General features: G+C 71.5%; 15 protein-coding genes. 8 read left to right on the top strand and 7 right to left on the bottom strand.

Annotated elements, in window-relative coordinates; translation table 11 throughout:
* Positions 1 to 77: 77 nt before the first annotated feature.
* Positions 78 to 704, top strand: a complete 627-nt coding sequence (locus ACIA73_RS01310) for a response regulator (protein WP_399436739.1) — start codon at positions 78 to 80, stop codon at positions 702 to 704.
* Between the two features lie 419 nt (positions 705 to 1,123).
* On the opposite strand, the gene ACIA73_RS01305 is transcribed toward ACIA73_RS01310, so the two are convergent.
* From ACIA73_RS01305 to ACIA73_RS01290, 4 genes are all read right to left on the bottom strand, one after another.
* Complete coding sequence (locus ACIA73_RS01305) at positions 1,124 to 1,873, bottom strand: response regulator (protein ID WP_399436148.1); 750 nt, start codon at positions 1,871 to 1,873, stop codon at positions 1,124 to 1,126.
* 19 nt (positions 1,874 to 1,892) lie between these two features.
* Positions 1,893 to 3,251 carry a sensor histidine kinase gene (locus tag ACIA73_RS01300; protein ID WP_399436147.1) on the bottom strand — a complete coding sequence of 453 codons (1,359 nt, stop codon included), beginning with the start codon at positions 3,249 to 3,251 and terminating at the stop codon, positions 1,893 to 1,895.
* A gap of 407 nt (positions 3,252 to 3,658) precedes the next feature.
* The gene (locus ACIA73_RS01295; RefSeq protein WP_399436146.1) at positions 3,659 to 6,052 is read right to left on the bottom strand and encodes an ATP-binding cassette domain-containing protein; all 2,394 of its coding nucleotides are present in this window, start codon (positions 6,050 to 6,052) and stop codon (positions 3,659 to 3,661) included.
* A gap of 111 nt (positions 6,053 to 6,163) precedes the next feature.
* Positions 6,164 to 6,628 (bottom strand): pyridoxamine 5'-phosphate oxidase family protein, encoded by a 465-nt coding sequence (locus ACIA73_RS01290; RefSeq protein ID WP_399436145.1) that lies wholly within the window; start codon positions 6,626 to 6,628, stop codon positions 6,164 to 6,166.
* Between the two features lie 108 nt (positions 6,629 to 6,736).
* Here ACIA73_RS01290 and ACIA73_RS01285 point away from each other — a divergent pair, with 108 nt between their 5' ends.
* Positions 6,737 to 8,842: a prolyl oligopeptidase family protein gene (locus ACIA73_RS01285; protein WP_399436143.1), complete on the top strand. Its 2,106-nt coding sequence runs from the start codon at positions 6,737 to 6,739 to the stop codon at positions 8,840 to 8,842.
* Positions 8,843 to 8,948: 106 nt separating this feature from the next.
* On the top strand, positions 8,949 to 9,791 hold the full coding sequence (locus tag ACIA73_RS01280) for a glycosyltransferase family 2 protein (RefSeq protein ID WP_399436738.1): 843 nt from the start codon (positions 8,949 to 8,951) through the stop codon (positions 9,789 to 9,791).
* 101 nt (positions 9,792 to 9,892) lie between these two features.
* Here the strand turns inward: ACIA73_RS01280 and ACIA73_RS01275 are convergent, their stop codons facing one another.
* The gene (locus ACIA73_RS01275; RefSeq protein ID WP_399436737.1) at positions 9,893 to 11,104 is read right to left on the bottom strand and encodes a cytochrome P450; all 1,212 of its coding nucleotides are present in this window, start codon (positions 11,102 to 11,104) and stop codon (positions 9,893 to 9,895) included.
* A gap of 140 nt (positions 11,105 to 11,244) precedes the next feature.
* Between ACIA73_RS01275 and ACIA73_RS01270 the strand changes: the two genes are divergently transcribed.
* The gene (locus ACIA73_RS01270; protein WP_399436142.1) at positions 11,245 to 12,051 is read left to right on the top strand and encodes an inositol monophosphatase family protein; all 807 of its coding nucleotides are present in this window, start codon (positions 11,245 to 11,247) and stop codon (positions 12,049 to 12,051) included.
* 13 nt (positions 12,052 to 12,064) lie between these two features.
* On the opposite strand, the gene ACIA73_RS01265 is transcribed toward ACIA73_RS01270, so the two are convergent.
* Positions 12,065 to 12,628: a cysteine hydrolase family protein gene (locus ACIA73_RS01265; RefSeq protein ID WP_399436141.1), complete on the bottom strand. Its 564-nt coding sequence runs from the start codon at positions 12,626 to 12,628 to the stop codon at positions 12,065 to 12,067.
* Between the two features lie 91 nt (positions 12,629 to 12,719).
* Entirely contained in the window at positions 12,720 to 13,877 is a 1,158-nt protein-coding gene (locus ACIA73_RS01260) for an alpha/beta fold hydrolase (RefSeq protein ID WP_399436140.1), read from the bottom strand.
* A gap of 145 nt (positions 13,878 to 14,022) precedes the next feature.
* Here ACIA73_RS01260 and ACIA73_RS01255 point away from each other — a divergent pair, with 145 nt between their 5' ends.
* The 4 genes from ACIA73_RS01255 to ACIA73_RS01240 all read left to right on the top strand — a co-directional run bounded on the left by ACIA73_RS01255 (position 14,023) and on the right by ACIA73_RS01240 (position 18,224).
* Entirely contained in the window at positions 14,023 to 15,063 is a 1,041-nt protein-coding gene (locus tag ACIA73_RS01255) for an ArsR/SmtB family transcription factor (protein WP_399436139.1), read from the top strand.
* A 54-nt stretch (positions 15,064 to 15,117) separates the two neighbouring features.
* Entirely contained in the window at positions 15,118 to 15,687 is a 570-nt protein-coding gene (locus ACIA73_RS01250) for a DUF1203 domain-containing protein (RefSeq protein ID WP_399436138.1), read from the top strand.
* Positions 15,688 to 15,783: 96 nt separating this feature from the next.
* A complete protein-coding gene (locus tag ACIA73_RS01245) occupies positions 15,784 to 16,455 on the top strand; it encodes a PadR family transcriptional regulator (RefSeq protein ID WP_399436137.1) in 672 nt (223 codons plus the stop codon).
* A 47-nt stretch (positions 16,456 to 16,502) separates the two neighbouring features.
* Complete coding sequence (locus ACIA73_RS01240; protein ID WP_399436136.1) at positions 16,503 to 18,224, top strand: acyl-CoA dehydrogenase family protein; 1,722 nt, start codon at positions 16,503 to 16,505, stop codon at positions 18,222 to 18,224.
* The last annotated feature ends 167 nt before the right edge of the window (positions 18,225 to 18,391 follow it).

The following is an 18,391-nucleotide window of genomic DNA, read 5'->3' as shown; positions in this document are numbered from 1 at the left end:
GGCCGGTCGCTGCGGCCGGAGGGGGACCGGCCGCAGCGACCGCCGGGGAGCCGGCCGTAGATCCGGCCGCCCACCCCATCACGGTGCTGATCGCCGACGATCACCCCGTCGTCCGCGCGGGACTGCGCGGCATGCTGGACACCGAGGACGATCTGCGGGTGGTCGGCGAGGCGGCCGACGCCGATGACGCCGTGGCCATGGCCCTGGAACTCAAGCCCATGGTCGTCCTGATGGACCTGCGGATGCCCGGTGGCGGCGGAGTCGCCGCCACCGCCCGACTTGCCGGACTCCGCCCGCAGTGCCGGGTGTTGGTCCTGACCACGTACGGCTCCGACGATCTGATCCTCAGCGCGGTGGAGGCGGGCGCGACGGGCTACCTCCTCAAGCACGCCGGCCTGGCGGACCTCCTGGCCGCGATCCGCAGCGCGGCCCGCGGCGAGACCGTACTGACCCCGTCGGTCGCGGCGCGGCTGACCCGGCGGGCGCGCAACCCGAGGAAGAGCGCCCTGTCCGCCCGCGAGGCCGAGGTGCTGCGGCTGGTCGCGCGAGGGCTGACCAATGCCGCGATCGGCGCCGAACTGTTCATCGGCGAAGCCACCGTAAAGACCCATATGCTGCGGATCTTCGGCAAGTTGGAGGTCGACGACCGGACCGCCGCCGTGATGACGGCAGTCAGCCGAGGCATGATCACGGTCGACGACTGAGAGCTCTCAGCCGGCGTCGCGCCGTGCGCCGTACCAACGCCATTCCTTGCGCAGAGGGCGGTCGGGCAGCTCGATGCGGCCGGTTGCCCACAGCAGGGTCTGCCACGGCGTGCCGCGGACGGCGACATCGGGGAACAGCCGGGCGAGGGCGAGCGCGGGCAGGTGCGGCGGGGGGTCCTGATGGGGGGCCCGGGGACGCGTTCCGTGGGTGATGTCGTACGCGCAGCTGCTATTGCGGGCCGGGGAGGTCGGAGAGGAGGCCGAGACTGTGGGCGACGGCCTCGCGGACGTGCTGCCCGCTGAGGCGTATCCGCGCCGGGGAGGAGTTGGTCATGGGGGCAGCGTAAGGGCGGCCCATCGGTCCGTACCGCCGGTCCGGAAACCGGCGGTCCGGAAACCGGCGGTCCGGAACCGGCGGATCAGAGGTTCCCGCCGGGGACCACCAGGCCGGTCTCGTACGCCACCACCACGGCCTGGGCGCGGCTGGTCAGGCCGAGTTTGGTCATGGCGCGGTTGAGGTGGGTCTTGACGGTGGCGCCGCTGATGAAGAGACGTTCGGCGATGTCCGCGTTGGACAGACCGAGGGCCGCCATCCGCAGGACCTCCAGTTCGCGGTCGGTCAGCAGCTCCAGGTCGGGCGGCGGGGGCGGGGTGACTGCCGGGATCCGCTCCTCGATGTCCCGCGCCCGCTCGGTGCGGCCCGCGTAGGCCTCGACCAGGCGACGGGTGACGCTCGGCGCGAAGAGGGCGTCCCCGCCCCGTACCGCCGCCACGGCAGCGAGTAGCCGCTCGGGCCCGGAGTCCTTCAGCAGGAATCCGGACGCCCCGGCGCGCAGCGCCCCGTACACGTACTCGTCGAGGTCGAAGGTGGTCAGGACGAGCACCCTGGGGGCCGGCTGCGGGGCGTCGGCCAGGATCTTCTCGGTGGCCGCGATGCCGTCCATCCCGGGCATCCGGATGTCCATCAGGATGACGTCCGGGCGCAGCGCGGCGGCCAGCTCGACGGCCTCGGTGCCGTCGCCCGCCTCGCCCACCACCTCGAAACCCGGTGCGGCCCGCAGCAGCCCCACCAGACCGGCCCGGATCAGGAACTGGTCGTCGACGACCAGCACCCGCGCGTTCGGGGCGCCCCCGGCGGCCTCCGCCGACCCGTGCGCGTGGTCGGTCATACGGGCCGTCCGGTGCAGCTCATGAAGTGACGTCGTCCTCCTGTCGAACGGCCTGCGGGGAGGTGGGCAGCGTGAGGCGGACCTCGTAGCCGCCGTCACCCTGCGGGCCGATTTTGATCGTTCCGCCGTAGAGCTTCGCCCGCTCCCGCATTCCGATCAACCCGTGGCCGCCCCCGACGGACAGTCCGGCCTGGACTGTGGCCGGATTCGGCCCCCGTGGCTCGTTCCGCACCAGTACCTTCACCTCCTGAGCCTCGTACCGCAGTTGTACGAGCGTGGCGGCGCCCGGCGCGTGCTTGACCACATTGGTGAGGGCCTCCTGCACCACCCGGTAGGCGCACAGCTCCACCCCCGGGGCGAGCGGGCGCGCGGTGCCCTCCACCCGCAGCTCCACCGGCACACCTCCGGCCCGTACCCGCTCCACCATCTCCGCGAGACGCGCCAGACCCGGCATCGGGGCCTCCGGTGCGCCGCCCGTGGCACCGGAGTCACCGTTGTCGTCCGCACGCAGCAGCCGCAGCATCCGGCGCATCTCCTCCAACGCCTCCGTGCTGGTGCCCGAGATGGTGCTGAGCGCGGCCCGCGCGGTCGGCGGATCGGACTCAAGGACGAAGCGGGCCAGCCCGGACTGCACCGAGATCACCGACATGTGGTGGGCGACCACGTCGTGCAACTCCCTTGCGATCCGACCCCGTTCGGCCGCCACCTCGCGCCGGGCCCGCTCCTTCTGCTCCAGCCTCAGCTTGCGGGCCAGCTCGGAGGACCGGCCCGCGACGTATCCGAACCGCCACACCACCCCGGGCCAGACCAGTGCCTGGGCGAGCACGGAGGGCATGGAGGCACGCGGGTCGAGCAGCCCCGCGTAGATCCACACCCCGGCCATCAGCGCCGCACACGCCGCCGACGTACGGGCGGGACGCAGCGAGGCGACGGTGTACACGGCGAGCATCGGGCCCGTGCAGGCGGCGACCGGCCAGTACCCGGCCGCGATGTAGGCGGCCCAGCCGCCGTGCACCACGAGGCAGGAGATCACCGGCATACGGGTGCGCAGCGCGACCGGCAGCGTGATCAGACTCAGCAGCAGGTACCCGGGGAGGTCCAGAACCGGCCACCCCTGCCGCACGGACTCCTGCCCGAGCAGCACCGCGACCACGGTCTGCGCGACGGCCAGCAGCACATCAAGGTGCCGGGAGTCCCACAGCCGTCCGGAGCCCCCCAGCTGCTTTGATCCCCACAGCCGTCCGGAGCCCCCCAGCTGCGTCGACCCCCGCAACTGCCTGGAGCCCCACCGGCCCCGCGAGGGAGCGGCGGGGTGGGTGGTGCCGGAGCCGGGGAGTGCGCTCGGCCCACGGCGGACAGGAGAAGAGCGGATCCGCATTCCCGCAGCGTATGCACCCTGCGGGTGCGGAACGTCAACCGGGTGACCTACCGCGTGGGTTGCAGAACGGTCGCGACTACCACGCTGGTTGCAGCCGGGTATCAACCCACTGTGGGACGCTGCGGGCCGTGCACCGCCCGTAACTTCTGTGTTCAGCAGTACGGGGGACGGCGCGGCGAGAGCCGCGCCGCACTGTGTTCCGCACGGTCGCCACCGGGCCGGCAGGGGATCCGTGGGGGAGATCCTGGGCCCGGTGGAGCGACCGGTCCCGACGGCCGTCCTCCCATCGGGGGAGAGGACGGCCTGTCGGCATGCCGTTGCGGCGGGGTCACGCACACCCGAGGCGGCCCCCGGGCGTCCTCTCACCCCGCGACGTACTCCGCAGACGCTGTCCCGTGAGCGTCGAGTCACCCCGCGACGTACTCCGCCAGATGCTGTCCCGTGAGCGTCGAGCCGTCCGCCAGCAGATCCGCCGGGGTCCCTTCGAAGACGATCCGGCCGCCGTCGTGGCCCGCGCCGGGCCCGAGGTCGATGATCCAGTCCGCGTGCGCCATGACCGCCTGATGGTGCTCGATGACGATGACCGACTTGCCTGAGTCCACCAACCGGTCGAGCAGGCCCAGGAGTTGCTCGACATCAGCGAGGTGCAGTCCCGCGGTGGGTTCGTCGAGGACGTACACCCCGCCCTTCTCGCCCATGGAGGTGGCCAGCTTGAGGCGCTGGCGCTCGCCGCCGGAGAGCGTGGTGAGCGGCTGGCCGAGGGTGAGGTAGCCGAGGCCGACGTCCGAGAGCCGCTCCAGGACCTTGTGCGCGGCCGGGGTGCGGGCCTCGCCGTCGGCGAAGAACTCCAGCGCCTCGCTCACCGGCATCGCGAGCACCTCGCTGATGTCCCGGCCGCCGAGGCGGTACTCCAGTACCGACGCGTCGAACCGCTTGCCCTCGCACTCCTCGCAGGTGGTGGCGACGCCCGCCATCATCCCGAGATCGGTGTAGACGACCCCCGCGCCGTTGCAGGCGGGGCAGGCACCCTCGGAGTTGGCACTGAACAGCGCCGGCTTCACCCCATTCACCTTCGCGAACGCCTTGCGGATCGGTTCGAGCAGCCCGGTGTACGTCGCGGGGTTGCTCCGCCGCGAGCCCCGGATGACCCCCTGGTCGACGTGCACGACGCCCTCCGCACCGACCACCGAGCCCTGGATCAGCGAGCTCTTCCCGGAGCCCGCGACACCGGTGACCACGGTCAGCACCCCGAGCGGAATGTCGACATCGACATCCTGGAGGTTGTGCGTGTCCGCGCCGCGGACCTGGAGCACCTCGTCGTACCCGCGCACCTTCTCCTTGAGCTGCGCCCGGTCGTCGAAGTGCCGTCCGGTGACGGTGCCGGAGGCCCGCAGGCCCTCCACCGTGCCCTCGAAGCAGACGGACCCGCCGGCCGTGCCGGCCCCCGGGCCGAGGTCCACGACATGCTCGGCGATGGCGATCGTCTCCGGCTTGTGCTCCACGACGAGGACCGTGTTGCCCTTGTCCCGCAGGCGCAGCAGGAGGTTGTTCATCCGCTGGATGTCGTGCGGGTGCAGCCCTGTCGTCGGCTCGTCGAAGACATACGTGACATCGGTCAGCGAGGACCCGAGATGGCGGATCATCTTCACCCGCTGTGCCTCGCCGCCCGACAGCGTCCCGGACGCCCGGTCCAGCGACAGATACCCCAGCCCGATCTCCACGAACGAGTCCAGCGCCCGCTGCAACGCGGTCAGCAGTGGCGCCACCGACGGCTCCTTCAGGCCCCCCACCCACTGGGCCAGATCGCTGATCTGCATCGCACACGCGTCGGCGATGCTGATCCTCTTGATCTTCGACGACCTGGCCTCCGCGCTGAGCCGGGTGCCCTCGCACTCGGGGCAGGTGGTGAAGGTGACCGCCCGGTCCACGAATTCGCGAATGTGCGGCTGCATAGCCTCGCGGTCCTTGGAAAGGAACGACTTCTGGATTTTCGGGATCAGCCCCTCGAAGGTCAGATTGACCCCGTCGACCTTCACCTTGGTCGGCTCCCGGTGGAGGAAGTCCTGCATTTCCTTCTTCGTGAACTTCGCGATCGGCTTGTGCGGATCGAGCAGCCCCGACTCCGCGTAGACCCGTACCGTCCAGAAGCTGTCCGACTTCCACCCGGGAATGGTGAACGCGCCCTCCGCGAGCGATTTCGACGCGTCGTACAGCTGCGTCAGATCGATGTCCGAGACCGACCCCCGCCCCTCGCACCGCGTGCACATGCCACCGGTGCGGTTGAAGGTCGCCTTCACCGTCTTCTTGTTGCCGCGCTCCACGGTGATCGCCCCGCTGGCCTTCACCGACGGCACATTGAACGCGTACGCACCCGGCGACCCGATGTGCGGCTTCCCGAGCCGGCTGAACAGGATCCGCAGCATCGCGTTGGCGTCGGTCGCCGTCCCGACCGTCGACCTCGGGTCCGACCCCATCCGCTGCTGATCGACGATGATCGCCGTGGTCAGACCTTCCAGCACATCCACCTCGGGCCGCGCGAGCGTCGGCATGAAGCCCTGCACGAAGCTGCTGTACGTCTCATTGATCAGCCGCTGCGACTCCGCCGCGATCGTGTCGAACACCAGCGAGCTCTTGCCCGACCCCGATACCCCGGTGAACACCGTCAGATGCCGCTTCGGAATCTCGATGCTGACGTCCTTGAGGTTGTTCACGCGCGCACCGTGCACCCGGATCATGTCGTGGCTGTCGGCGGTGCGGGACGCGGCGGACGACGGCGAGCCCGTCTTCGTGGTCTTGCTCATCGTGTCTCCCTGGGTGAGGTACGGGGTGTTGCGTGGCGAGCTTCGACAGTACGTCCGGTATGTCTTGTCGGTACTGCTATCCATCCGAGGTCGGGGTCCGGGCGCGGCCTCTTAGGCCAGCCAGCGTCCGTCCCGCATCACTTCGCGGCCGGCGATCTCGTTCGACTCCCGCCAGGCCTGGATGCGGCGGGGGAGGATGCGGAACCAGGAGTACGCCGCGTCGTACGCACGTGGGTCGAAACCGGTGTGGGCGACGAACCGGTCCCCCTGCTCCTGCGGCAGGGCGTCGATCTTCAGGACCTCGACCTCGCCGTCGATCATGTACACATCGCGGGTGCCCCCCAGCCCCAGCCGGATGCCGTGGTTGGCCGCGAGATTCCGGCCGGTCGGGCTGTCCGCCAGGGTGGACAGCAGGAGTGCTTCGCCGTCCCAGTGGAAGGACAGCGGTACCAGGTACGGCATGCCGTCGTCCGAGGCGGTGGCCACCCAGAGGTCCTCGTCATGAGTGAGCCGGTACTCGGTGTCGCTGCGGCGCCGGGCGCGGGAGCGGGGTTCTGCGGGCGAAGGGTTGCTCATGCGGTTCAGATTAGGCGTGGCCCCACGACCAGTGCTTCTCCAATCCTGACCGGTCCGGCCCCTCCAATCCTGACCGGTCCGGCCCCCGGCCCGGCCATACTTGAACCCGTGATCACCGACGACCCGTACCTGTGGCTGGAAGACATCGAGGGACCGGACGCGCTCGCCTGGGTGCGGGCACGCACCGAGGAGTGCGAACGGGCTCTGGAAGGACCTGAGTTCGCCGAGCTGGAGGGGGAGCTGCGGGAGGTGCTGGACGACTCCCGGCGCATTCCCTATGTGCGCCGCCGGGGCGGACACCTCTACAACTACCGGCGGGACGCCGAGCACATACGGGGCATCTGGCGGCGCACCACCCTGGAGGAGTACCGCAAGCACGACCCCGAGTGGGAGACCGTGCTGGACGTCGACGCCCTGGCCCGGGCCGAGGGGGTCGACTGGGTGTGGGACGGGGCCCGGGTGCGGTATCCGGACCATCGGCGTGCCCTCGTGCGGCTGTCCCCGTCCGGTACCGACGCCGTCGTCATCCGCGAATTCGACCTGGAAACAGGGGAGTTCGTGCCGGAGGGGGCGGAGGCATTCCGGGTGCCCGAGGGCAAGACCCGTATCGGCTGGATCGACGAGGACACCGTGTACGTCGGCGCGGACCTCGGCCCCGGCTCGCTCACCACGTCGGGATATCCGCGTACGGTACGCCGCTGGCGGCGCGGCACCCCCCTCGCCGATGCCGACCTCGTCTTCGCGGCCGCCCGCGAGGACCTCTCGGCAACCGCGTGGCACGACCCCACCCCGGGCTACGAGCGCGACTTCCTCTCCGTCCACCGGGACTTCTGGCACAGCGACCTCTACCTCCTCGGTCACGGAGGCGCCGGAAACCGCGAGCCGCTCAAGATCGATGCCCCCGCCGACGCCACCGCCTATGTGCACCGCGAGTGGCTGATCGTCCGCCCCAAGGGCGAATGGCTGGGCCACCCGGCAGGCTCCCTCCTCGCATTCACCCTCGACGCCTTCCTGGCAGGCGCCCGCGAGGCGACCGTCCTCTTCACCCCGACCGCCCGCACCGCCCTCGACGGCCACTCCTGGACCCGCAACCACCTGATCCTCGAAGTCCTCACCGACGTCACCACCAGCATCGAAATCCTCACCCCACCGTGGGAGTCCGCAGCGCGGGAGTCCGCAGCGCGGGAGTCCGCAGCGCGGGAGTCCGCAGTGCAGGGCCTCCCAGCCCCCGCCCCCTGGGCCCGCCACCCTCTCACCGAGCTGCCGCCCCTCGCCTCCGCGACCCTCACCGGCACGGACCCCGACACCGACGAGTACTTCCTCGCCGTGGACGGCTTCCTCCAGCCGCCGACTCTGTACCGGGGCGAAGCCACCGCAGACCCCCACTCCACCACCGAGCAACTCAAACAGGCCCCTGCGCAGTTCGACCCCGAGGGCCTCCACGTGCGCCAGCACTTCGCCACCTCCGAAGACGGCACCCGCGTTCCGTACTTCGTGATCGGCCCCGCCGCCCCCACCGGCCCCGGCCCCACCCTCCTCTACGGATACGGCGGCTTCGAGCACACCCTCACCCCGGGCTACAGCTCCCTGCGCGGCCGGGGCTGGCTCGCCCGGGGCGGTACGTACGTCATCGCGGGCATCCGGGGCGGCGGCGAGTACGGCCCCGCCTGGCACCGCGCCGCCCTCGGTGCCGGGCGCCCGCGCGCCTTCGAGGACTTCGCCGCCGTCGCCCGCGACCTGGTGACCCGGGGCCTGACCACCCCCGCCCAACTCGGCATCGAGGGCCGCAGCAACGGCGGCCTCCTGATCGGCGCCATGGTCACCCGCTACCCCGAACTCTTCGGCGCCGCCATCATCGGCGCCCCCCTCCTGGACCTCCGCCGCTACCACCTGCTGCTCGCCGGCGCCTCCTGGATCGCCGAGTACGGCGACCCGGACGACCCCGCCGACCGCCCCCACCTCGACGCCATCTCCCCGTACCACCACTTCCACCCCGACCGCAGCTACCCGCCCGTCCTCCTCTACACCGCCACCAGCGACGATCGCGTCCACCCCGCCCACGCCCGCAAAACCGCCGCTCTCCTCCGGGCCCAGGGCCACCGCGTCCTCTTCCACGAGACCCCCGGCGGCGGCCACAGCAGTGCCGCCGACAACGCCCAGACCGCCAGACTCCAGGCCCTGAAGTACACCTTCCTCAAGGACACCCTGGGGTAAGCGAGCGGCGCCGAACCGATCCCCACCCGCCCAGGACCCACCCAGGGAGCCCGCCGCCGTGCCACCCACCACACCGCTGCCCCGCATCGGCGTCGTCATCGTCACCATGGGCACCCGCCCGAAGGAACTGGCGGACCTGCTCGCCTCCGTGGCGAGGCAGGACGTTCCCGCGAAGGTGGTGCTGATCGGCAACGCCACCCCGCTCACCGATGTCATCGTCGGTGACGACGTCCTGAAGATCCCGCTCGCGGAGAACCTCGGCTGCCCCGGCGGACGTAACGTCGGACTGCGCGCCCTGTGCGAAGCGGGTGAGGTGGATGTCGTCGTCGAACTGGATGACGACGGACTGCTCATCGCCGACGACGTCTTCCGTCGCGTCGGTCAACTCTTCGCCGGGGAAGCGAAGTTGGGCATCGTCGGCTTCAGGGTGGCCGACGAACACGGGCACACGGAACGCCGCTGGATCCCCCGGCTGCGCGCCGACGACCCCATGCGGGGCGGCCCGGTGACCGCCTTCCTCGGCGGCGGTCACGCCCTCTCCGTCCCGATGCTCGGCCAAACCGGCCTGTGGCCCGCCGAGTTCTTCTTCGGGCACGAGGAGTCCGACCTCGCCTGGCGGTGCCTCGACGCGGGCTGGAAGATCAGTTACGAGCCCGAACTCGTCCTCCGGCACCCCAGGACATCCCCCGCCCGGCACGCCACCCACTACCGCTACACCGCCCGCAACCGCGTCTGGCTCGCCCGCCGCAGGCTGCCCTGGCCCCTGGTCCCTGTCTACCTCGGTGTGTGGATGCTGCTCACCGTGGTACGGACCCGGTCGCCGGGCGGGCTGCGGGCGTGGTTCGGCGGGTTCCGGGAGGGGATGCGCACCCCGTGCGGCCCGCGCAAGGCGATGAAGTGGCGCACGGTGTGGCGCATGACCCGGCTGGGGCGGCCACCGATCCTCTGACCGCCCCGGCCCAGGCCTCAGAGCCTGTGTCCAAGCCCCCGCGCCGGCCCCGATCCCGGTTCCCGCGCCAGGAGCGCCGACAGCGCAAGGACCGGGGTCCCTCACACCTCCACTGTCAGCTCCGCCAGCCCCCGCATCACGAAGTTCGGCCTGCGCTCCGGCTCCGCCGCCAGGCGCAGATCCGGAGCCTGGGTCAGCAACGCGCGCATGGAAGCGGCGAGTTCGATACGGGCCAGCGGGGCCCCGATGCAGTAGTGGATGCCCGCGCTGAAGGAGATGTGGGGATTGTCCTGCCGGGCGAGGTCCAGCCGCCCGGGGTGGGCGAAGACCGCCGGGTCGTGGTTGGCGGAACCGAACAGCAGCGCCACCTCCTGCCCCCGCGCGATCTTCACCCCGTCGATCTCGATGTCGTCGAGCACCCAGCGCTCGAACAGCTGGAGCGGCGTGTCGTACCGCATCAGCTCCTCGACCGCCGAGGAGAGGAGGGCGTCCGGGTTCGCGCGCAGGGCGGCCAGCTGCTCCGGGTTGCGGAAGAGCGCGTGCCAGCCGTTGGTGGTCGCGTTCACCGTCGCCTCGTGGCCCGCGTTCAGCAGCAGGACACAGGTGGAGATCATCTCCTGTTCGGTGAGGCGCTCGCCGTCCTCGTACGCGGCGATGAGACCGGAGATCAGGTCGTCGCCCGGGTGGTCCCGGCGGTGGGCGATCAGATCGCGCAGGTAGGAGGAGAAGTCGAGCGAGGCGCGGACCGCCCGCTCGGCCGTCTCCTGCGACGGATTCAGCTCGTACATCCCACAGATGTCCGCCGACCAGGGCCGCAGCGGCGCCCGGTCCGCCTCGGGAATCCCCAGCATCTGCGCGATCACCGCCACCGGCAACGGCTCGGCCACCCTGCCCAGCAGATCACCGCCCCCGTCAGCCACCAGCCCGGCCACCAATTCCGAGGCCAACTCTTCTACGTACGGCTGGAGTTGGGCAACAGTGCGCGGAGTGAACGCCTTCGATACCAGGCGGCGGATCCGGGTGTGGTCCGGTGCCTCCAGGTCGAGCATCCCGTGGTCGTTGAGGGTGTGGAAGGGCTCGTGCTCGGGCGGGGGCGCGGTCCTCCCGAACTCCTCGTGCGCGAATCGGTGCTGGTACGTGCGGCCGAGCCGCCGGTCACGCAGCAGCGCGGACACATCGGCATGGTGCGGCACCAGCCACTGCCCGGTCGGCTCGAACCAGTGCACCCGGCCACGCTCACGCAGCCCGGCATAGGCGGGGTAGGGGTCAGCCAGGAACTCCGGCGACCACGGGTCGAAAGCAGCAGCATCCATGTTCATGCAGGGACGCTAGCCGCCCCGGTGCGGGGCGGCCAGGGCGGGTCCCGCAGCCCACCGCCCCCGGTCAACGGACACTTCCGGCCATCCGGGCGCGCGGCCCGGCCCCGCCGGGCGGGCCCCATATTCTGCTCGGCATGACCAACTCACTTGCAGCACTGGACGATTCCGCCGTCGCGACAGCCGCCGCCCGCGCCGGTGCCGATGTGGTGCGCGCGATGTACGGACGACGCCTGGACCGGGTCGACAAGGGGGCCGGGGATTTCGCCACCACCGCCGACCTGGCCGCCGAGGAGGCGATCCTCGAAGTGCTCCGCAACGCCCGCCCCGACGACTCGGTGCTCGGTGAGGAGGGCGGACAGCAGGGCGCCGCCCGGTCCGCCCGTCAGTGGCTGGTCGACCCCCTGTGCGGCACGCTCAACTACGCCGTCGGCACGATGCTGGTGGCCGTCAATGTGGCCCTGCGCGGTGGTGCGGCGGCCGTGGCCGACCCGTTCACCGGCGAGGTCTTCCACACCGACGGCAAGCGCGCCTGGGTGCGTCAGGACGGGGTCGACGCCCCGCTCACCCCCACGCCGGACACCTCCCTCGTCGACGTGAATCTGGACCCCCCGTTCCCCGGCGCCCCCGGCTTCCGTGCCGTCAACCTGCTGGCCTCCCCCGAGTTCGCGGCCCGCTTCCGGCCCCGCGTGGTGTCCACCACGCTCGCGCTGGCCTGGGTCGCGACCGGCAAGCGCGCGGCCTACGTCACGGACGGCGGCGACCTCTCCCGGAGCGTGCATTTCGCGGCGGGCATCGCGCTGTGCCGGGCCGCGGGATGCGTGGTCACGGGCGTCGAGGGTGAAGAGGCCGGGGCGGGGGACGGCGGCGGACGCGGTCTCGTGGTGGCCGCCGACGGGGAGACCCACGACCGCCTGATGTCGATGATCCGGAAGGGACGCTGACCCGGAACCGGCGCTACCGAGCCGCGGTCGACTTGAGCCACTCGTCGATGGTCACGACGTCCGCCCACTGCGGAAACAGCCGCTCAAGAAGGACCCGGTGCACCTCCGCGTCCGTGTCCAGGCACCCGTCGGAGAGGACAGTCAGGCCGAAGTCCAGGTCGTTCGCCTGGCACAGGGTGGACAGCACCACGGCACTGGTGGCGATCCCGGCGAGTACGAGACGGTCGATCCCCCGCGCCCGCAGCACCAGATCCAGATCGCTGCCCGAGAACGCGCTCGCCCGCTTCTTGGTGACCACCACCTCACCGGGCCGGGGTGCGACCTCGGGGTGGATCTCGGTGCCGGGTTCGCCCTGGACGTACAGCCCGGCCTCCGCGATGGCGGCCAGGGCCCTGTTGCGCGTGCCGACCTCCGGGAAGCCGGGACGCAGCCCGATGACCACGTAGATCACCGGGATGTCGGCCGCCCGGGCCCCGTCGATCGCCCTGCGCAGGCGCGGCAGGTACCCGGATCCGTCTTCGTCCGCGATATCCACGATGGCCTGCTGGACGTCCATCACGAGGAGTGCGGTGCTCATGGCTGCTCCAGTCGATTCAGGTGCCGGGTCGGCTCAACTCGCCACCCTATGACGGGTATTGTGTTCCGCGCCGCTCGTGGCTTGTGGCTCGTCAGCCTCGGGCCGGCAGGTGCCGCGCGAAGAACGACCGTAGGAGATTCCGTACGGCAGGCACGGTGACCCGAGGTTCGCCAGGGCCGACCATGACGGCCCGCTGCTCGGCGGTCATGAGTCCGGCCCGCTGGAGTTGCGGCACCATCGCCGCGTAGTCGGTGAACGCCCAGTGATGGGTGCGGTCGAGTTCGCGCCGGGAGAGGGGGCCGCCGTGCGCGAGGAGGGCTCCCCAGGTCCGGTCCAGCCGGGCGTCACGGAATCCTTCGGTCCCGGCGAGCAGCAGCGGACGGTCCGTCATCTGGCGTGCCACCGGCAGGAGTTCGCCGTCCGCCCAGTCCAGATAGCCCTCCAGATTCGCCGCGGCGACGATCCGCCGGTCCTCGTGAAGAGCCTGCGCCACGGCGGCACCACCGGCCGAGTGTCCGTACACACCGACCCGGTCGAGACCTAGTGCGTCCAGTACGAAACGGAGGTCGGCGACCCGGGTGTCGATCATGGTCCGGTAGGTCGCGGCGTCCGGCGGGCCGAACAGGGTGGTGGGCCGCACCCGCTCGCGACCGGGCCGCGCGTGGGGGAACTCCACCTCGCTCGCCTCCCCGGGATGGTCCACGAGGACGACCGTCCAGCCGTACGAGGCGAGGTCGGCCGCGAGGGAACCGCCCAGCGTGCGGGGGTCGCCGCCACCCGGGCTGTAGAGGAGCACGGGGCGGCGGTGACGTCCGGGCAGGGCGGGGGCGCCGGTCCTGGCGTGGGTGAGGGTGGCCGCCCAGTCGACGCCGGTCGCCGGGAGCGGGCGGATGTGCGGGACGAGTCCGGCGAAGTGCCCGGCGGCGTCCGGGGTCATCTGCGGGGTGCGCGGGAAGCGGTGGCCGGGGGCGGCGGGGTGCAGGACGGTGACCATGAGTTCGCGTACGCCGATGGCGGGCGTCCAGGGGTCGTCGCGGGAGGTGTCGACGAGGTGACGGACGGAACTGCCCACGGAGTAGGGCCCGTTGGGTGCGGGAAGGCGGAGTGGCGGAGTGGCGGGCAGGCGGGGTCCGGGTACGTCGGCGGAGGCCGGGGCGGCGCCGAGCAGCAACGCCGCACTGCCCGCGAGCGCGCCTTTCACCAGGGAGCGGCGGTCGGTGGTCCAGTCGGTGGTCCAGGGGGAGTTCATGCACCGCAGCCTGGGCGTGGGCACCACCCCCGGTCCAGGCTTGCGGCCTGACCCGAAAGGCTGGCGCGGGGTGCGGGAGGGGTGCATCCTGGCAGGTCGTCGGCGGTGCGGCAGTATGGCGGGGCCGGCAGGGGGGAGGGCGTACATGATCCGGATTCATTTCACGGCGGAGGACTTCGGTCGGGTGCGGTTCGCGCCCCGGCCCTCGCCCGTGCCCGAACTGCACGCCGCGTTCCTGATGCTGGGCGCACCCGAGGGGGAGCAGCCGCTGTTCGGGCGCTGGCGGGGCAGGCTGCTGCGCGGGATGCCGGGTGCCGTGGAGCCGCTGGCCGATCTGGTGCCGGGCGGGGTGCCGCCGGGCTTCCTCGACGTACTCGGAGACTCCCCGGGCGAGGGGTTCGAGCAGATCAGGGCGCACCGCCCCGAGTTCGTACGCTCCGAACTCAGGCAGGTGTACGCCGGGCGCCCCGCCCCGCCGTGGATCCGCGCCCTGCACGACGGGGACGCCGAAGCCTGGCGGACCTTCGAACGGGCCCACCGGGCGGCGTACGGGACGGTCCTCGCGCCGGTGTGGAACCTGGTCCAGGACCTGCACCGGGCCGAGTTCACCCGCCACGCCCTGGCCCTCGCCGAACAGGGGCTCGCCGCCACGCTGACGGCACTCGTCCCCAATTCCCGCTTGTGCGAAGGCATTTGGGAATGGCCGCAGCCTGACGCCAGCTCCGTACGGGACGCTCATGCCGTACGGGACGCTCATGCCGTACGGGACGTGCACCTCGATGGTCGTGGACTCCTCCTGCTGCCGACCTTCCACTGGCGGCGCGGCCCTCTCGTCCAGGACCTCCCGCACCTCCCCGACCGCCCGGTGTCGCTCGCCCATCCGGCCGGCCCGGGGCTGCCGCTCCTGCCGGAGAGTGACGGTGACGGCACCGGCCCCCAGGACGAACAGGGCGAGTCCCTCGCGGGCGTCCTCGGCCGTACCCGCCTCGCCCTCCTGCGCTCCCTGGACGAAGCCCGCACGACCACGGGGCTGGCCCGCCGCATCGGAGTCAGCAACGCCACCGCCTCCGCCCACACCTCGGCCCTCCGCGCCGCGGGCCTCCTCACCACCACCCGCACCGGCCGCTCCGTCCACCACACCCGCACCCCGCTCGCGGACCTGCTGCTGACCGGCGGAAACCGCTAACGCGACGTCCGATTTCCGCCAGCCCCCGGCTCTCCGGCGCTCGACGCTGGAGCCATGACGCCCACCACCACAGACATCACCGGCCTAGACATCACCACCCCAGCCATCCCCACCGCCCACACCCCGCTCCCCATCCACCCCGCCGCCCTCGGTGAACTCCGCGAGTCCGACGACGCGGGCCGTGCGGTCGCCCCGTTCACCGCCGGGGACGGCGCACCCGTCGACAGTGTCGGCAGCCCGCTGCGGTGCTGCCTGCGCGCCGTGCGCGAGGGGGAGAGAGTGGCGCTCGTCTCGTACGCCCCGCTGCGCCGCTGGGCCGCCGCAGCCGGGGCGGAGCCGGGGGCGTACGACGAAGTGGGACCGGTCTTCGTCCACGCCGACGCATGCGAGGGGCCGGAGCCCGCCGACGGGTACCCCTTCGCGAGGCCGGGCGCGCTGCGCACCGTGCGCCGCTACGACTCCGCGGGCCGGATCGTCGGAGGCCGCCTCTTCGAGATCCCGGAAGACGCCACGGCAGGGTTCGATGAGGTCCTCGTGGAGGCCTTCGCGGAGCCGGAGGTCGCGTTGGTGCACGTGCGGGCCGTGGAGTACGGGTGCTTCCAGTTCGAGGTGCGGCGCCCCTAGGGCTTTGGCAGGCGAACGGGGCCGCCCCGGGTGAGCCGTGTCTCACCCGCCCTGTACCTCTTGTTCATGCAACAAGTTGCATAGCAAGATCGCCATGTGGCACTCGAACACGCGATTCTCGTCTCGCTGCTTGAGCAGCCGGGCTCCGGCTATGAGCTGGCCCGGCGGTTCGAGCGGTCCATCGGCTATTTCTGGACCGCCACCCATCAGCAGATCTACCGCGTCCTCAAGCGGATGGAGGGCGACGGGCTGCTCGACGTACGGGACATCGCCCAGCAGGGCCGCCCCGACAAACGCGAGTACTCCGTCGCCGACCCCGGCCGCGCCGCCCTCTCCGAGTGGCTGCACCGGCCCAGCGAACCCGAGAGCCTGCGCCACGACCTCGCCGTGAAGATCCGGGGCGCCGCCTTCGACGACCCGGCGGCGCTGCTCCGCGAGGTCGAACGGCACCACCGCGCCCACCAGGACCGCCTCGCGCACTACCTCGCCGGCCAGGACCGTGACTTCACCGGGCCCGATGCCCCCGCCGCACCCGACGCGGGGCAGGAACTCCAGCACGTGGTGCTGCGCGGTGGCATCGCGTACGAGCGGATGACGGTCGTCTGGCTGGAGGACGTGCTGGCGACGGTACGGCGACTGGTCGCGGCGGACCGACGTAACGAGACACCCGCCGACGCCCCCGCATCCCGGGGTGCCGCCGCAACCCCTGGTGCCACCACTTCCTCTGATGCCCCCGCATCCCCTGGCGTCACCGCACCCACTGACTGATGACTGACCGGACACCCTCAACTCCGTACCCCGGAAGGCGAACCCCCATGGCCGACTCGCTCCTCTTCAACCCGCGTACCTACGACCCGCAGGGCTTCGACGCCGAGACGCACCGGCTGCTGCGCGCCACCGTCGACTGGTTCGAGGCGCGCGGCAAGCGCCAGATCATCGAGGACTACCGCACCCGCGCCTGGCTGGGGGACTTTCTCGCCTTCTCCGCGAAGGAGGGGCTGTTCGCGACCTTCCTGACTCCGGCCGCCGCCGCCGGTGACAACACCGACAAGCGGTGGGACACTGCCCGCATCGCCGCCCTCAACGAGATCTTCGGCTTCTACGGGCTCGACTACTGGTACGCCTGGCAGGTCACCATCCTCGGCCTCGGCCCGGTCTGGCAGAGCGACAACGCCGACGCGCGCGCCCGTGCGGCCGAACTCCTCGACCAGGGTGAGGTGTTCGCGTTCGGCCTCTCCGAGAAGTCGCACGGCGCGGACATCTACAACACCGACATGCTGCTCACGCCGGACGCCAGCGGAGGCTTCCTGGCCAACGGCTCCAAGTACTACATCGGCAACGGCAACGCGGCCGGGCTGGTCTCCGTATTCGGGCGGCGCACCGACATCGAGGGTCCGGAGGGGTACGTCTTCTTCGCCGCCGACAGCCGTCACCCGGCGTACCACCTGGTCAAGAACGTCGTCGACTCGTCGAAGTACGTCAGCGAGTTCCGGCTGGAGGCGTACCCGGTCACCCCGGCCGACGTCCTGCACACCGGCCAGGCCGCCTTCGACGCAGCCCTGAACACCGTCAACGTCGGCAAGTTCAACCTCTGCACCGCGTCCATCGGCATCTGCGAGCACGCGATGTACGAGGCCGTCACGCACGCGAGCAACCGCATCCTCTACGGGCGCCCGGTCACCGCGTTCCCGCACGTGCGCCGCGAGCTGACCGACGCGTACGTCCGGCTCGTCGGCATGAAGCTCTTCAGCGACCGCGCCGTCGACTACTTCCGCACGGCGGGCCCCGACGACCGCCGCTACCTCCTCTTCAACCCGATGACGAAGATGAAGGTGACCACCGAGGGCGAGAAGGTCATCGACCTGATGTGGGACGTCATCGCCGCCAAGGGCTTCGAGAAGGACAACTACTTCGCCCAGGCGGCGATCGAGATCCGTGGCCTGCCCAAGCTGGAGGGCACCGTCCACGTCAACCTCGCGCTGATCCTCAAGTTCATGGGCAACCACCTGCTCGCCCCGGCGCCGTACGAGCCCGTCCCGACCCGCCTCGACGCGGCCGACGACGAGTTCCTCTTCCGCCAGGGCCCTGCGCGCGGCCTCGGCGCGATCCGGTTCCACGACTGGCGCGGGGCGTACGACGCGTACGCGACCCTCCCGAACGTGGCCCGGCTGCGTGAACAGGCCGACGCCCTCTGCGAGTTCGTCACCACGGCCGCCCCCGACAAGGAGCAGAGCAAGGACCTCGACCTGCTCCTCTCCGTCGGCCAGCTCTTCGCACTGGTGGTGTACGGCCAGCTGATCCTGGAGCAGGCCCGCCTGACCGGCCTCGACGAGGACGTCCTGGACGAGCTGTTCGCGGTGCTCGTACGGGACTTCTCCGCACACTCCGTCGAACTGCACGGCAAGGACTCCGCCACCGAGCAGCAGCAGGAGTGGGCGCTGGGCGCGGTCCGCCGGCCGGTGGTGGACGAGGCGCGCTCGGTGCGCGTGTGGGAGCAGGTGGAGGCGCTCTCGGGGACGTACGAGATGGCGCCGTAAGGACGGGACGCGGCGGCGGGTGGGCCGGGCCCGGCCCACCCGCCGCCCACCCGTGGTCGTCGGAGGTGGGTTCCGGCACGCCGACGCACCCGGGGCCGCACCCGGGCGATCCCGCCAACTGTCGCGCATACGACCACAGTTGCGCACCGCGCGTCGACACCCCTCCC

The organism is Streptomyces sp. NPDC051561 (assembly GCF_044454195.1).
Lineage (GTDB): Bacteria > Actinomycetota > Actinomycetes > Streptomycetales > Streptomycetaceae > Streptomyces.
The sequence above is the reverse complement of the archived record's forward strand: the minus strand, read 5'-3'. Positions and strand labels throughout refer to the sequence as shown.